The sequence below is a fragment of the Heminiphilus faecis genome (genome assembly GCF_008728965.1).
GTDB classification, from domain to species: Bacteria; Bacteroidota; Bacteroidia; order Bacteroidales; family Muribaculaceae; genus Muribaculum; species Muribaculum faecis.
In genome coordinates, this window is sequence record NZ_VSMC01000001.1 from 143,740 (window position 1) to 158,669 (window position 14,930).

Annotated in this window: 17 protein-coding genes; 10 read left to right on the top strand and 7 right to left on the bottom strand. The window is 48.1% G+C overall.

What is annotated here, in order from left to right:
* From xerA to FW767_RS00590, 10 genes are all read left to right on the top strand, one after another.
* Complete coding sequence (gene xerA / locus FW767_RS00545) at positions 1-918, top strand: site-specific tyrosine recombinase/integron integrase (protein ID WP_121698063.1); 918 nt, start codon at positions 1-3, stop codon at positions 916-918.
* A gap of 173 nt (positions 919-1,091) precedes the next feature.
* A complete protein-coding gene (locus tag FW767_RS00550) occupies positions 1,092-1,655 on the top strand; it encodes a cob(I)yrinic acid a,c-diamide adenosyltransferase (RefSeq protein ID WP_121698062.1) in 564 nt (187 codons plus the stop codon).
* 45 nt (positions 1,656-1,700) lie between these two features.
* Positions 1,701-1,922 carry a DUF2795 domain-containing protein gene (locus FW767_RS00555; protein WP_121698061.1) on the top strand — a complete coding sequence of 74 codons (222 nt, stop codon included), beginning with the start codon at positions 1,701-1,703 and terminating at the stop codon, positions 1,920-1,922.
* A gap of 265 nt (positions 1,923-2,187) precedes the next feature.
* On the top strand, positions 2,188-3,150 hold the full coding sequence (locus tag FW767_RS00560) for a DUF1848 domain-containing protein (RefSeq protein WP_121698083.1): 963 nt from the start codon (positions 2,188-2,190) through the stop codon (positions 3,148-3,150).
* A gap of 3 nt (positions 3,151-3,153) precedes the next feature.
* Entirely contained in the window at positions 3,154-3,915 is a 762-nt protein-coding gene (locus FW767_RS00565; RefSeq protein WP_121698060.1) for a hypothetical protein, read from the top strand.
* A 519-nt stretch (positions 3,916-4,434) separates the two neighbouring features.
* Complete coding sequence (locus FW767_RS00570; RefSeq protein ID WP_147438682.1) at positions 4,435-6,231, top strand: T9SS type A sorting domain-containing protein; 1,797 nt, start codon at positions 4,435-4,437, stop codon at positions 6,229-6,231.
* 229 nt (positions 6,232-6,460) lie between these two features.
* Positions 6,461-6,691, top strand: coding sequence for a 4Fe-4S binding protein (locus tag FW767_RS00575; protein ID WP_121698058.1), 231 nt, complete (start codon positions 6,461-6,463; stop codon positions 6,689-6,691).
* 21 nt (positions 6,692-6,712) lie between these two features.
* Positions 6,713-7,804 carry a 3-methyl-2-oxobutanoate dehydrogenase subunit VorB gene (locus FW767_RS00580; protein ID WP_121698057.1) on the top strand — a complete coding sequence of 364 codons (1,092 nt, stop codon included), beginning with the start codon at positions 6,713-6,715 and terminating at the stop codon, positions 7,802-7,804.
* Between the two features lie 25 nt (positions 7,805-7,829).
* Complete coding sequence (locus FW767_RS00585; RefSeq protein ID WP_121698056.1) at positions 7,830-8,600, top strand: thiamine pyrophosphate-dependent enzyme; 771 nt, start codon at positions 7,830-7,832, stop codon at positions 8,598-8,600.
* Positions 8,597-9,136 (top strand): 2-oxoacid:acceptor oxidoreductase family protein, encoded by a 540-nt coding sequence (locus FW767_RS00590; RefSeq protein WP_121698055.1) that lies wholly within the window; start codon positions 8,597-8,599, stop codon positions 9,134-9,136. Before FW767_RS00585 ends, FW767_RS00590 begins: the two co-directional genes overlap by 4 nt.
* Positions 9,137-9,224: 88 nt before the next feature.
* On the opposite strand, the gene FW767_RS00595 is transcribed toward FW767_RS00590, so the two are convergent.
* From FW767_RS00595 to FW767_RS00625, 7 genes are all read right to left on the bottom strand, one after another.
* On the bottom strand, positions 9,225-10,517 hold the full coding sequence (locus FW767_RS00595) for a hemolysin family protein (protein ID WP_121698054.1): 1,293 nt from the start codon (positions 10,515-10,517) through the stop codon (positions 9,225-9,227).
* A 9-nt stretch (positions 10,518-10,526) separates the two neighbouring features.
* Entirely contained in the window at positions 10,527-11,336 is an 810-nt protein-coding gene (gene lptC, locus FW767_RS00600; RefSeq protein ID WP_121698053.1) for an LPS export ABC transporter periplasmic protein LptC, read from the bottom strand.
* Positions 11,337-11,354: 18 nt separating this feature from the next.
* Complete coding sequence (locus FW767_RS00605; protein WP_121698052.1) at positions 11,355-12,599, bottom strand: hypothetical protein; 1,245 nt, start codon at positions 12,597-12,599, stop codon at positions 11,355-11,357.
* The gene (locus FW767_RS00610) at positions 12,586-13,317 is read right to left on the bottom strand and encodes a type III pantothenate kinase (protein WP_121698051.1); all 732 of its coding nucleotides are present in this window, start codon (positions 13,315-13,317) and stop codon (positions 12,586-12,588) included. Before FW767_RS00610 ends, FW767_RS00605 begins: the two co-directional genes overlap by 14 nt.
* Before the next feature lie 108 nt (positions 13,318-13,425).
* Positions 13,426-13,779, bottom strand: a complete 354-nt coding sequence (locus tag FW767_RS00615; protein WP_121698050.1) for a hypothetical protein — start codon at positions 13,777-13,779, stop codon at positions 13,426-13,428.
* Positions 13,776-14,078: an FtsB family cell division protein gene (locus tag FW767_RS00620; RefSeq protein ID WP_121698049.1), complete on the bottom strand. Its 303-nt coding sequence runs from the start codon at positions 14,076-14,078 to the stop codon at positions 13,776-13,778. The genes FW767_RS00615 and FW767_RS00620 overlap by 4 nt, the downstream gene beginning before the upstream one ends.
* 262 nt (positions 14,079-14,340) lie before the next feature.
* Positions 14,341-14,628 carry a hypothetical protein gene (locus tag FW767_RS00625; protein ID WP_205523755.1) on the bottom strand — a complete coding sequence of 96 codons (288 nt, stop codon included), beginning with the start codon at positions 14,626-14,628 and terminating at the stop codon, positions 14,341-14,343.
* Between the last annotated feature and the right edge of the window lie 302 nt (positions 14,629-14,930).

Genomic DNA, 14,930 nt, shown 5'->3' on the forward strand with positions numbered 1-14,930 from the left:
ATGACAACACGTGTCTTAACCGACTGGGACAAACTGACTGATGCCTACGGAGCATATCTGATGCTCGAAAAAGGGCTCTCCGACAATACACGCGAGTCTTACATCGACGACGTGAACAAACTGAAAAAATATGTCGGTAAAGAGCCCGAATTACTACGCGACATCACCCTTGACTCTCTGCATAATCTCGTGGCCGAACTTCACGACTTGGGCATAGCTCCGTCATCACAGGCACGTATCATATCGGGCCTAAAGTCATTTTTCCGTTTTCTGATAATCGAAGGTTACATTGAGGAAAATCCGACGATACTGCTCGAGACGCCGCGCATGGGACGCCATCTGCCCGAAATACTGACCGTTAACGAAATAGACCAGATGATAAGCTGCATCGACATGTCAGCACCCGAAGGACAGCGCAACCGGGCCATAATGGAGACCCTTTACGGGTGCGGATTGCGAGTAAGCGAGCTGGTGAATCTTGACATGGCACACGTGTTTCTTGACGAACAGTACATTATCGTCAGAGGAAAAGGCGGAAAGGAGCGCATGGTACCCATGTCGGAAGTGGCGGTCAGCGAAATACGGTTATATCTGGAAGAGCGGGCGGATCTTGACATAAAGCCCGGCGAGGAGGGCTACTTGTTTCTGAACCGCCGCGGACGTCACCTGACAAGAGTCATGATTTTTTACATCATCAAGAAGCTTTGTGAACTTGCCGGAATAAGAAAGACCATAAGCCCCCACTCGCTGCGGCACTCGTTTGCCACACATCTGCTTGAGGGCGGAGCCAATCTAAGAGCCATCCAGCAGATGCTCGGCCATGAATCGATAGCCACCACAGAGATATACCTCCACATGGACCGACGGCTGCTGCGGCAGGAGATTCTGCTCCATCATCCACGAAACATGCGCGGCTAAACGCCCCGACACTCACACCATGGCACACGACGCCTGACCGCTCATCCCGACAATGCAGCGGTTATCAAAAACAATACCATATTTTGTCCTGACCAGCAGCAACTTAAAAATTCGTTGTAGAAATCATTTTTTTTCTATATCTTTGTCGCCCATTTACTAAACCGATCAGCATTATGACAAAAAGCAAAGTTTACACTTGTACAGGCGACACAGGCGCCACTTCACTCGTGGGCGGCGTTCGCGTAAAGAAAACCGACATCCGCATCGAGGCTTACGGCTCGGTCGATGAACTCAACGCCAATATAGGCGTACTTGTGGCAATCCCTAATCTGCAGCCTGAATATGTTGACCTTCTGCGCCGCATCCAGAACAAACTTTTCAATATAGGCTCTTATCTCGCCACTCCCAATCCGACCAACGCCATAACCGAGTGCCGCGGTCTTTCACATGATGACATAGAGCGTCTCGAACACTACATTGACATAATGGATGCCGAGTTGCCGCGTCTTAATACTTTCGTACTCCCCGGCGGCACCCACCGTTCGGCTGTAGCCCATGTATGCCGCACCATGTGCCGCCGCTGCGAACGCCGCATAGTAGCCCTCGCCGACACCACATATGTCGACCCCAATGTGCTCAAATTCGTCAACCGTCTCAGCGACTTCCTCTTTGTTTTTGCACGTTTTAACAATGTTGCCAACCAGTTTGATGAAATATTGTGGGACAAAGATTGTTAATTAGAATTCAAGACAACATTATAAACTAAAAACACGCTCATAATCATGTATTGGACATTGGAATTGGCATCAAAGCTCGAGGATGCACCTTGGCCCGCCACAAAAGAAGAACTTATCGACTATGCGATGCGTTCGGGCGCTCCGCTTGAAGTAATCGAAAACCTTCAGGAAATGGAAGACGAAGGCGAAACCTACGAATGCATGGAGGACATATGGCCCGACTACCCCAGCAAAGAAGACTTCTTCTTCAACGAGGAGGAGTATTGAGCTTCTGAAATTCACATAAGACACTAGATACCAGCCATATAAACAGTTGTAATTTGTTTGTATGGCTGGTGTTTTATAGTCTCAGACGGCAAAATTTGTTTGTATAATTGAGGAGAAAAGTACTTTTGTTTGTATATAATTAATTGCAATTATGCACATTCTCAATAGAGGAGGAATATCATCTGTCTTAAAACTTTTTAATTTCGATGTGTCGGATTCTTGCCCATATTGAATTGTATCTTTGTGCATTAGAAATTTTAAGATGATGAAACATAAGGCCATATTCATACGCGATGATAACGGAACAGAAGTCTCAGCTCAGTCACCAGTGATAGTGTCGGCGAGCAGGGGTACCGACATTCCGGCATTTTATGCCGACTGGTTTTTCCGTCGACTTGAAAAGGGTTATGTCAGGTGGCGGAATCCTTTCTCGGGGCAGGATAGTTATGTTTCATTCGAGAATACACGTTTTATTGTTTTCTGGTCGAAGAATCCTGCTCCGCTGTTGCCATATCTGCCTATGCTTAAGGAGCGAGGGATTGGCTGTTATATCCATTTTACGCTTAATGATTACGAGGCTGAAGGGCTGGAGCAGAATGTCCCTCCGTTGTCACAGAGGATAGAAACATTCCGTCGTGCAGTTGAAGCTCTCGGCCGAGGAGCCGTGGTATGGCGTTTTGACCCACTCATTCTCACAGATAAAATCAATATTGACACTCTTCTTGAGAAAATCGCACATATCGCCAATGCCTTGACCGGCTATACAGAAAAACTCGTTTTCAGTTTCGCTGACATTGAGTCATATAAAAAAGTATCGCGAAATCTAAGGCAAAGCTGTATCAATTATCGCGAATGGGATGAAGAGTCTATGTGCGAATTCGCATCGCGACTTTCGACGAAGAACCATGATAACTGGAATCTCAGACTCGCGACGTGCGCCGAACGCATTGACCTTTCAGAATATGGAATAGGGCACAATCGCTGCATCGACCCTGAATTGATAAGCCGTCTTACACCTCATGATGCCATTTTGCAAAACTTCCTTTATAACGCCAAGACTGACAATGGGCAGCGAAAGGCATGCGGCTGTATCCTCTCAAAAGACATCGGCGCATACAACACCTGCCCGCACGGATGCCTCTACTGCTATGCCAACACATCTTCTGCCTCGGCATTTGCAAATTATAAGGAATTCGCCACAAATCCTCTTACTGACTTAATAATCTGAACTATGAACTACACACCAAACATTCGAAAATCTGCACAAACCTTTGCCAATGTATTGCTAAAGGCAAAGGAGTGGTTTGCCTCGCTTTCAAAAACAGAGCAGCAAAAGCTTATTGACGAATTAGAGCACGGAGCAGGTCTCCTTACTAATATTCGTCAACTAAATGCCTACATAGCCAAGTATGGCGAAATTCATCAAGCCAAATTGCTTCATGCATACGAGAAGATACCATCTAAAGTTTGGTACGAAGGCGGCATTACTGTCATTGATTATGGCTGCGGTCAAGGCATTGCTGAAATGGTTTTGTCAGATTATATGGCTTCGAGGTATGTTGATAATGACCACATCAAAGGTTTTATCCTCATTGAACCTTCACGCACAAATCTACAACGATGCATCGGCCATGTAAATGCGTTCTTTAGTGAATCAAAAATATCAGCCGTTTGTAAAAAGGATAACCAAATAAATAAAGATGACATCAATCCGGAATCCACAACCGTCATTCATCTTTTTTCCAATGTAATAGACTTAGATGATTTTGATGGCAATGCTGTTTTATCGGTGTTAAACGAAGATAAATCCCATAATAACATAATCGTATGTGTGAGCCCTTATTATCAGGAAGCAACACGCGGTAAGAGAATAAAAGAGTTTGGCGACAAACTTCAAGGGTATTCATTGGTATACAAATTAGAGAAGCACACTGATGATTGGGATAAGCCTTATAGTTGCCAGATATATATCTTTGTCAGCTCGTATTACTGACAACCTATGCCCCGATTTGTTTGTATGGGAATATTCCGGACAGGCGTTTTATGACCTCAAATGGCATAATATGTTTGTATTTAGGTCGGTTAGCAAGGGTTAAATAACTGAAATACAGCGTTAAAGCCATTCTTCAACGAGGAGGAGTATTGATCTAAAACCTCCTCGATTTTAAGATATAAATAACTTAAATACAGGCGATTGGCAAGCAACAAAATAAACTTGTCAATCGCTTTTTATATCCTTTCACTGCAAAATAAACTTGTCTATTTTCATTCGTAAAGTCCAACACAAAATCATCCGAAGACCTCGCAAGAAACTTAATTTCGACTCTCCTAAAAATGCTTTCTTCCGACAAATCCCTAATTTTGCACTTGCCAGTTGAGAGTAGGCATTGTTAATGGCTTTAAAAATATTTACTTATTTATTTGCATTAGTTAATTCATTTGAATATATTTGTATATTATTGCTCGCAATTCAGAAGTAGATTTAATTTAACCAACGAATAACCAATCCTTTATGAAAAAACTTTCATTCCTTGTACTATCTATAGTCATGTCATTACTGTCCAATGCAGCAATAACTCAAGCCAACATGAGTCCGAGCACAAACGGCAGCTATGTTTTCACATGCTATGGTGAAGACGGACAGATATCGCTTCAATTGTCGCTATACCCCGATTTCAGCCGCGCCACAACCGCAAAGATGATACAAGCAAGCGACAATCGGCTGCGCCATACAATGACCCTGAAACCCTCGCACCTCACATCGGGCAGATACTATTGGCGCGTCATCAACTTCGCCACAGGCTCATATGCACCCCAAAAAGACAAATGGACATACTTCGACTTTACCGGTACGGCAAAAGAGAATATACCCGACCTGACTCTAAAGGACGAAACGGCACACGAAACCTTCAAACCCGACACAGACACCGACATAAACATCACCTCACTATGGCTGCGGTCGTTTAATCTCGGCAACAACATATTCAAATCAATCGACCACCCCAACAGCAACAACGCACAAATAAACGAGACCTACAATCACGGTGCGGTAGTACGCAACGGCATCATCTACATAAACCGCGGCAGTCTGTCAACCTCGGGCTGGGTACTCGACAAGACGCGAGTGTGGCTCGAACGTTACGACCTCAAGACCGGGAAAGAGCACAAACTGCTGCTCGTACGCGCTCCCGGAGGAGGCGACTATCCGGCAAAAGAGGTGATGCCGTGGATACGCGAGGATGCCGACGGCACCATATACTTCACGACATCGCGCCTCAATAACGGAGCGCCGAGGCGAGTGACAATCTACACCATAGACCTTGACGGCATAACAGCCGACACCGACGAGGTGACCGCCCGCGAAATAAAAACACTGACAATGCCCGAGGGTTTCGACCAAGGAGGCTTCTTCACCGTCGACGGCAGCATAGCCTCCGGAGAATACACGTTATGGAGCATACCCGAAAACTTCTACGTGGACACCAAAGCAACGGGCTTCACCGTACACCGATGGAACATAAAAGGCAGCTCGGTAAAGCACGCCAAGGCCTCTATGCCCGATATAAAATGGCTTACTCCCGACCTGAATGACTTCAACGGTTTCGGCTTGGCGCGCGTATATCCGGTCGACGACGAGTACTTCTACATGCACACGGGGCGTACGGCCCCTGCCGGACCCACGATGTCGGTCATGCTCTGTCGTTTTATCGACGGCGGAGAATGTGAGGTTATAAGTTCGTTTGATGACAGTGGCGATGCAGTACCGCCTACGGCTCACGGCAGTGCCGGTATATCAATGTTTGAGATATCCGGAAACAGATTCATTGCCTACGGTGTGGCTAAAGAAAAGGATAATACCGTCATGCAGATAATGGCTACACCATCCTATACCTCCAATTTCAGAGAGCACAGGACGGTGTGGCGTCTGTGCGACGACAAAGGCATGTCAACCAACGCATTCCAAGGCTGCGACGTAAAATATCTTCCCGGATCCACTGACGGCAAAGGAGGCATGCTGCTTCTTTATGCACCAAACGCCGCCCTCGGCTTGTATAACGTCGACGTGGATTCGCGCTCTACAGGCATCGAGGCGACCCAAGCCGACACTGCAGTGATACGTTACTGCGCGGGAAGCATAATCGCCGACCGGGAGATTGACGGATTCACAATGTATGACCTCGGCGGACATGCTGTGGCATCACGTACCGGCCGCGGCACGCATTTCGATATAAGCGACATGGCTCCGGGCATCTATATAATAAGAACAAACGGTAGCCTGACTTCTGTCAAGATTATAGTGACACGATAAGCTGGACATACACTCTGCTGCCTTTTCCCGTTTTTATGTTGCGTTTTGTTAAAATATCGATATAAAGAGCCTTTTTTCTGTTTAATTTATCAGCGAAAGCGGTGTTATGGCACATTTTAAGCATTTGTGTGCCATAGGTTAAGGTTTTGTTAAAAGGTGTTACACGTGGGAATTAATTCTTATATTTGCTTGTTCAACGTTTTTAAATATACGATAATACAATCAGATTATGGCAAAAGTAAAAGGTGCCGTAGTGGTAAATGAAGAGCGATGCAAGGGTTGCGACCTGTGTGTGGTGGCATGTCCTACCGACACTCTCGCGCTTCAGTCAAAAGAGGTCAACGACCGGGGATATCACTTCGCCTACATGGCCCGGCCCGACTCGTGTATAGGGTGTAGCAACTGTGCGGTTGTGTGCCCCGACGGTTGCATAGAAGTATATCGAGTAATCGTCAAGTAACAACTTTTTAAATTGCCTGTTATGAAAGAAGAGATAAAACTGATGAAGGGTAACGAAGCAATAGCCCACGCTGCCATAAGATACGGCGCCGACGGATACTTCGGCTACCCCATAACCCCACAGAGCGAAATACTCGAAACCCTTGAAGAACTCATGCCGTGGGACACCACCGGTATGGTTGTGCTGCAGGCAGAGAGTGAAGTAGCCGCCATCAACATGGTGTACGGAGGAGCCGCCTGCGGCCGTGCCGTGTTCACTTCGTCGTCGTCACCCGGAGTAAGTCTGAAGCAGGAAGGCATAAGCTACATAGCTGCCGGCGAACTTCCGGCACTCATAATAAATGTCATGCGTGGAGGACCCGGACTGGGCACCATACAGCCCTCGCAGGCCGACTACTTCCAAGCTGTCAAAGGCGGCGGCCACGGCGACTACAAGCTCATAACCCTCGCGCCCTCATCGGTTCAGGAAATGGCCGACTTCGTAGGCCTCGGTTTTGACCTTGCCTTCAAATACCGCACGCCTGCCATCATACTCGCCGACGGCATCGTGGGCCAGATGATGGAAAAAGTGGTGCTCCCCGAACAGAGACCCCGTCGCACACCCGAGCAGATAGCCGAGCAGTGCCCTTGGGCAGTCACCGGCAAGCCGCACCACCGCGGGCGCAACATCATGACCACTCTTGAGCTCGAACCGTCGGCAATGGAGGTCATAAACAACCGCCTTCAGGCCAAATACCGCATAATCGAAGAAAACGAAGTGCGCTTTCAGGCCTATGACACCGACGATGCCGACTACCTCATCGTGGCGTTCGGCTCCATAGCGCGCATATGTCATAAAGCCGTCGAGGATGCCCGTGCCGCAGGCATAAAACTCGGGTTGCTCCGGCCTATAACACTATGGCCCTTCCCCGTTGATGAAGTAAAGCGCCTTGCCGCAAAAGTAAAAGGCATACTCGTTGTCGAGATCAATGCCGGCCAGATGATCGAGGATGTACGCCTCGCCTGTCACGACAGTGTGCCGGTGCATCACTTCGGACGCCTCGGCGGTATAGTGCCCAATCCTCAGGAAGTACTTGACGCATTCATCGACCGCTTTCCCGAGTCTGCATCTTAATCTAACCCGCTAACAGAAGAAGATTATGGATAACAACGATATAATACGTCCCGAAAATAAAGTGTATTGCCGCCCTGCACTGCTTACCGACAATACAATGCACTATTGTCCCGGATGCAGCCACGGAGTTGTACACAAACTCATTGCCGAGATAGTGGAAGAGCTCGGACTGCAGGAACGCACCATAGGCATAGCCCCTGTAGGATGTGCCGTGTTTGCCTACAACTATGTCGACATCGACTGGATAGAGGCCGCTCACGGACGCGCACCAGCAATAGCCACCGCGGTCAAGCGACTGCAGCCCGACCGCATGGTGTTTACCTATCAGGGCGACGGCGACCTTGCCGCGATAGGAACCTGCGAGTCAATACACGCCGCCAACCGCGGCGAGAACATAGTCATCGTGTTTATAAACAACGGCATTTACGGTATGACCGGCGGACAGATGGCTCCGACGACTCTTGAAGGCATGGTCACATCGACCACCCCTTACGGCCGACGTATAGACCTCAACGGCTACCCGTTGAAGATAGGCCCAATATTCGCCATGCTCGAAGGCACCTGCTATGTGACCCGTCAGTCGGTACACACTCCCGCCAACGTGCGCAAGACCAAAGCCGCCCTCAAAAAGGCATTTCAAAATTCGATGGCAGGCCTCGGCACGTCAGTGGTGGAGGTAGTGAGCACATGCAGTTCAGGATGGAAAATGACTCCTGCCGAGTCCAACAAATGGATGGAAGAAAACATGTTTGCCCACTATCCGCTGGGCGATCTTAAAAACACAACAGACCAATGAAAGAGGAAATTATAATAGCGGGATTTGGAGGACAAGGCGTGTTGTCAATGGGCAAAATACTCGCCTACGCTGCCCTTATGAATGAGCTTGAAGTCACTTGGATGCCGGCTTATGGTCCAGAACAACGCGGCGGTACCGCCAATGTCACCGTAATAATTAGCGACAGTCCGGTAAGCTCGCCCGTACTTGACAGCTATGACGTGGCGGTAGTACTCAATCAGCAGAGTCTCGACAAGTTTGAACACAAAGTAAAACCCGGTGGCATACTCATCTACGACTCCTACGGCGTGCATCACCGCCCCACCCGCAGTGACATCACCGTACACGAGATAAAAGCAATGGACGCCTCACTCGAAATGGGTAATTCGAAGATATACAATATGATTGTGCTCGGTGCGCTGCTCGGTCTGCGCGACATCGTGCCGATGGATGCTGTGCTCCGCGGGCTCAAAAAGACTCTCCCCGAGCGACATCACCACCTTATGCCGCTCAACGAGGAGGCCATACGCCGCGGACAAGCACTCGCCGCCAAGTAAGCCTATCCAGCCTCATACAAAATAGGTATATAAACATGGCGCCGCGACAATCGCGGCGCCATGTTTATTATATCCATCGGACAGAGGTTCAGTCCTTTTTATCGTCCGCATCAGCGGAAAACTCCATACGTATAAGTTCAAGGCGAGTGGCCGACTTTTTAAGAATGGTAAAAGTCATACCCTCGATGTCAACCACCGAACCTTGCGACGGTATCTCACCGAGATTATTGAGTATAAAACCGGCAAGCGTCTGATACTCGTCCGACTCGGGAATGTCGATATTGAAGTTGTCGCGCAAATCTCCTATCTCACACCGGCCCGAGAATTCAAATACTCCGGGTTCAATCTGACGTGCCGTAAGACGGCGGTTGTCGTGCTCGTCCTGTATGTCGCCGAATATCTCCTCCACAAGATCCTCAAGTGACACAAGTCCGGCAGTACCCCCAAATTCATCCACGACCACAGCCATGGACCTTTTTTCAGCAAGCAGACGACGCATCATTTTATTGGCCAGCAATGTCTCCGGAGCAAATATCACCGGCTTTATCTCCGCTTTCCAGTCAGAATCGGGCCTGAACAGCTCGCTCACGTGAATATAACCGAGCACGTTGTCTATGTCCTCGCTATACACCAAAATCTTTGAGCGCCCTGACGAGGTAAAAAGCTGCGAAAGCATCTCACGCGTGGTAGTGTCTATATTGACAGCCACAACCTCGTTGCGCGGGGTCATGCAGTCACGCAGGTGTGTCGACGAGAAGTCTATGGCGTTGTGAAATATCTTGACCTCATTCTCAACCTTGTCCTGAGCGGCTGTATCGTCAATGGTAGTCTGTATATACTGGTTAAGTTCACCTATGCTGAGAACTCCGAGCGAACGGTTGGCATCCTTTATGCCGCACAGCCTCATCAAAGCCTTTGACAGCCATGCCGTAAATATGGATATGGGATAAAGCACGACCCAGAAGAAAAATATAGGCAGTGCGAAATACCTGAGCGACGAGTTGGGATTAATCCTGAATATGGCTTTTGGGAAAAACTCACCCGTTATAAGTATCACGGCGGTCGAGATAAGTGTCTGCATGACAAGCACAAAAATCTCGTTGGGATATATACTCTCAAGCCAAGGCGACAACAGCGCCGCCGCCCCCATGCCGTACACTACGAGCATGATATTGTTGCCTACAAGAATAGTGGATATAAACAGGTCCTGATACTTGTAATAAAGATTGACTATGTGTCCGATAAAACCTCCCCGCTTGACATCTATCTCCACTTTGACACGGTTGGAGGAGATATAAGCTATCTCCACTCCCGAGAACAGAGCAGAAAACGCCAGCGATACTACTGCGATAATAAGCCAGTTAAGCGTCAATGCATCCATAAGCCTTGTTTACTTCTTTTTAACAAACGTATCGGTACGCAAGGTAGCCTGATCCAGCATCACGTTCTTCTCAAGTTTAGGCGACTGAGGACGCAATGGCTTGGCACCAGCCTTGCGAAGCGGACGGGCACTATTCACGGGCACAGACTTAGCTTCAGTTGCCTTACCGGCTGCAACAGGTGCCGGAGTTTCGCTGACCGGCCTTACACTATCGGCACCGGCCGTGGAATCGCGACGTCCTTTGAAGTCAGACACCGGAAATATGCCCGAGGGCTTGTTAATAGAGTAAGTTGTCATACGCTCGTTGGAATTGAAGCCGTAGCCCTCAATGATACGGTCGCTTTTTTCAATATGTATGAATGAATCAGAATAGACCTTACGCGACCGTTGATCCCAGAATATCTGCTGCGACAAAAACTTCTCATTAAGCGTATTCAGTACATTTACGTCACCGTCAAGACGCCACAGGCCTTTATTTTTGAAATAAGTGGCCGAGTCGCAGACTATGGTAGCCTCGGCGGAAAATTTGTCATCAAACTTCTCCAGAAACATCCCCTCCGGAAACCGCCACTGAGGCTCCTCGGCCTCGTCAAATACGAGCCACAGAGGTGCCGTGATACGATAACGTGTGACTCCCGAGTCCGATATAAGGGTCACCACATTATAGGTTGTCATCGTAGGCACAGAATTGCCGTCAACCTCACGGTGTATGACATCGGTCTTCTCTTCGGTACAGGCCGTAATGACTATCGCAACCGCCAATATGACCGACGGCAGCACATGCAATCCTGAAAACAATGTACCGATATTACGCTTCATAAGCTACGCCAAGGGTGATTAATGTATCTTGGGCTGATAGAACCAAAGTTCGTTGAAGTTTATACCGAGCGTGATGTTGAAATAGTTTTCCTTAATTAGCGGATTGGGATTGGCCTGACGGTGCTTCCATTCAAAACCGAGATTTATGACCGTCTTTGAACCCGGAGCAGGCAGACCGAAACCTAACGAAAGTCCGTATTCGCGGAGACTGTTGTCGCCTATCTTCAGATAGTCGTTGCTGTAGTATCCTCCGAGACGGTAATTGATACGCTGTGCGTAATTACCGCGGGGACGCGGGGTAAACTGACCGCCCAACGCAAACTTCCACCGGTTGTTGAACTCCTGCATGCGGTCAGGATCCTCTACGAGAGTATATTTGGCGTCTTTCCAGTTCTGATAGGTAAAGTCGGCCTCAAGCATAAGACGGTCGCGCCACTGATAGTTCAAGCCGAAACCCCATGTGTCAGGCAGCGAGAAGTTATTGCGCATAGACATGTAGCCTATTGTGTCAGGCTCCGTGTCGGACGACACGTCATAATTAACACCCCATGCATGACCGAGCAGAGTCTTTTTGGGCGAGAATGTAAGACCGGCTGTAAGTTTATTGTCACGATTGATGTTGTAGGCATACTGTATACCGAACTGCAGGTGATAGTCGCGCACCTGAACCACACGCTCAAACAATGTTGTAGAGCCGGCTGAGGTTACGACATATGTGTCGTTGATATTTGTACCGAAAAGATAACTGATGTTGGCTCCTACCGACAGGCCTTTCAAAGGACTTGCACCGACACCGACATACACCTGATTAAGTCCGCCGTTACCGGAGCGTGAGCTTGAACCGTTGTCTATTTTCGAGCCGAACGAGTATCCTACCGAAGTATAGGGAAGCAGACCGGCGCTCATGCCCACATTCTTGCATATCGGGAACTGGATTGTGACATAATCAAGACCGCCGCCGAAATCCTTACCTGATTCCTCTCCCTCAGTACTCCATAACGCAGTACCGGTGATGCCCATATCAAATAAAAATGTAAGCGAGTCCATAGCCGCATAACTTGCAGGGTTCATGACATTGATCTGACGGCCGGAGCTCATGGCATAGCCCACTCCACCCATGGCACGCTGCGCCGAAGTAGCATTATCATTAAGTATACCGTAGCCGTAACGCGAATAAGGTGTCATCGGGCCTTGGGCAAAAACACTTCCACAGGCGATGATGACCGCCGACAATATACCTATTATTCGTTTAGTTCTGTTCATTATATAATAATATGCTGTTTAATCCTTTACATACGAGCAACGGGTCGACCTCCACCTGCGACTCCACAAACTCCGCCAAGCGCAAGGCATCGCCACCGGTAAGCATGACGATCGAGTCGGCCGGCATGAGCGAACTGTAGTACTCTATCTCACCCACTATACCACGCACGACGCCACACTTTATCGCCAGCCGTGTATCGGTACCCCACAGAGGCACCTCGCCGGGAGTATCGGTATCGACATACGGCAGATGGCTGGTGAATTTGTTGAGAGCCTCGGCCCGCATCCACAGACCGGGCGCGATATTGCCGCCTTTAAATTCACCATCGGCGGTAAGCACATCATAAGTCACCGCAGTACCGGCATCCACCACCAGCACATTGCGTCCGGGATAAATGGCCCGGGCCCCGGCTACAGCCGCTATGCGGTCGCGCCCGAGCGACACCGGAGTCGTATATCCTATAGTAATCGGAAGGGGCAACAGCGACGTCATCTCATATACTTTACGACACAAGCCGCGCAAAGTGACGATGAGTTCCTCACCCCGGCATGCCACCGAACAATATATGGCCACGTCAGGCTTATACAATGCGGCTATCTCCTCCAGACGCGAAGGATCAAGCACATCGTAACGCCACTGCTTTACAAATTCATCGCCTTGAAACACGGCGAGTTTTGCAGCCGAATTGCCTTGGTCTATAACTAAATTGTAACCCATTGCGGCAACAAAATTACTAATTCCGCGTGAATTAATAACTTAAATCCTCACTATTTTCGACTTTAACGCGGCTTTAGCGGCCGTTTCGTGCGTTTTTTAACCTATTTTTCAATTACTACGGTTCTTTTCAGCTCGCGGAATCATAATAGACGTATAGACGAGCACCGCACCGCCGGCAAGCGTAAAGGCCAGCCAGTCACGCGCACCTGCCGTCTGGTAAAACATAAAGAACGTAGCCGCACAGAAAAACACAGATGACCATATCTCTATGCGGTGAAGACGCTTCACTCTCATATTATGACCTCTGTAAGGCGTCATTATACGACCTATCAGGCTCAATACGGCGCCGGCGCCGTAAATCCACCGACACAGCTCCATTCCATAGCCCATAATAGGCATCAGTACTCCTATCGCTATAAGAATCATCCCCAAGGTGATGATCCATGTCCATATTCTTTTCATTCTATTATATATACATCTTCGTTTTCACGCTGCATATGATACTGCTCCCTGACTATGCGCTCCATTGTCTCGGGATCGGTGTCGAGGCTGTGGTTAAGAGCCTTATAATAATCGAGTGTATCCTGATTGGCCTTTATCTCACGCTTAAGTTCGGTTATCTGGCGGTTATACTCTATCGACTTCAGTATTGAATTGTCATTAAAAAACAGCACGATAAGTATAAACGCCATGACGATTATGAACGTCACCGATATGTAGCGACGACACCATGTCAGGATATTGTTGAACGATTGACTCATAACAATGCAAAGATACGAATAAGTCGAGCGCAAAAGCAAATTTTATTTGCTTTTGCCGAGCGAGAGTATCTAATACACAGTCAAACGTTGCAAAATCCATAAATCTTATCTGAGTGAAAAAAACGCTCGTTGAATAACAAAGCCGTCGGACATGCGTCAACGCACAACACGACGGCATACTATCACTCTTGTGTTTATTGATTTATCCGCAAAAATAATAAACCGACAGTATCTATTGCAAAAAACAGCGTAGCCGTAATGTCTACATGACTCCCTTTTCGCCGTCCTCAGGCTCCTCATCAGGCCCGATAAAACCGCATCGAATGCTGAAATACCGGAAGAAATCATAATTAAGAGCAATCGAAATACGGCACAGAAGCTCGCAGTCGATGGCATTGCGGCTGCATATCTTGTATATGTTTGTACGATCGCAGTGTATTTTTTCTGCAAGCCATGAGGCAGAATGCCCTTGACGCTTTAACTCATTGAATATCAGCGCCCCGACAGATAGGGGGGGGGTAATTTGACTACTTTTTTCATGATGTGTCATCACTTTTTCATATAAAAGGATTTATAGTATACAAAGATACAACTATTCATGACAATCAATACAATTATTTATAAAAAACTTGGCGGAGCATATGCTTCTTCCCGGCTCCGCCTTTATGGATACTCACGCGACACATTTGTAAGAGGCAACCCATATCGAGAGAGGCCGTCTACGATGGGCATGTCGGGCTGTGGAACGGGCTGTGGCTGTCACTATGCCGATGATTTTCGGTTAAATGGCATAAGAGTATGAAGGATACGATTAAACCGGGGCCCTGCCAAATTTATCCATGACAGAGCACG

Excerpts from the sequence above, each read along its gene's own strand:
- xerA (WP_121698063.1), top strand. The coding sequence starts at position 1 with ATGACAACACGTGTCTTAACCGACTGGGACAAACTGACTGATGCCTAC.
- FW767_RS00550 (WP_121698062.1), top strand. The coding sequence starts at position 1,092 with ATGACAAAAAGCAAAGTTTACACTTGTACAGGCGACACAGGCGCCACT.
- FW767_RS00555 (WP_121698061.1), top strand. The coding sequence starts at position 1,701 with ATGTATTGGACATTGGAATTGGCATCAAAGCTCGAGGATGCACCTTGG.
- FW767_RS00560 (WP_121698083.1), top strand. The coding sequence starts at position 2,188 with ATGAAACATAAGGCCATATTCATACGCGATGATAACGGAACAGAAGTC.
- FW767_RS00565 (WP_121698060.1), top strand. The coding sequence starts at position 3,154 with ATGAACTACACACCAAACATTCGAAAATCTGCACAAACCTTTGCCAAT.
- FW767_RS00570 (WP_147438682.1), top strand. The coding sequence starts at position 4,435 with ATGAAAAAACTTTCATTCCTTGTACTATCTATAGTCATGTCATTACTG.
- FW767_RS00575 (WP_121698058.1), top strand. The coding sequence starts at position 6,461 with ATGGCAAAAGTAAAAGGTGCCGTAGTGGTAAATGAAGAGCGATGCAAG.
- FW767_RS00580 (WP_121698057.1), top strand. The coding sequence starts at position 6,713 with ATGAAAGAAGAGATAAAACTGATGAAGGGTAACGAAGCAATAGCCCAC.
- FW767_RS00585 (WP_121698056.1), top strand. The coding sequence starts at position 7,830 with ATGGATAACAACGATATAATACGTCCCGAAAATAAAGTGTATTGCCGC.
- FW767_RS00590 (WP_121698055.1), top strand. The coding sequence starts at position 8,597 with ATGAAAGAGGAAATTATAATAGCGGGATTTGGAGGACAAGGCGTGTTG.
- FW767_RS00595 (WP_121698054.1), bottom strand. The coding sequence starts at position 10,517 with ATGGATGCATTGACGCTTAACTGGCTTATTATCGCAGTAGTATCGCTG.
- lptC (WP_121698053.1), bottom strand. The coding sequence starts at position 11,336 with ATGAAGCGTAATATCGGTACATTGTTTTCAGGATTGCATGTGCTGCCG.
- FW767_RS00605 (WP_121698052.1), bottom strand. The coding sequence starts at position 12,599 with ATGAACAGAACTAAACGAATAATAGGTATATTGTCGGCGGTCATCATC.
- FW767_RS00610 (WP_121698051.1), bottom strand. The coding sequence starts at position 13,317 with ATGGGTTACAATTTAGTTATAGACCAAGGCAATTCGGCTGCAAAACTC.
- FW767_RS00615 (WP_121698050.1), bottom strand. The coding sequence starts at position 13,779 with ATGAAAAGAATATGGACATGGATCATCACCTTGGGGATGATTCTTATA.
- FW767_RS00620 (WP_121698049.1), bottom strand. The coding sequence starts at position 14,078 with ATGAGTCAATCGTTCAACAATATCCTGACATGGTGTCGTCGCTACATA.
- FW767_RS00625 (WP_205523755.1), bottom strand. The coding sequence starts at position 14,628 with ATGACACATCATGAAAAAAGTAGTCAAATTACCCCCCCCCTATCTGTC.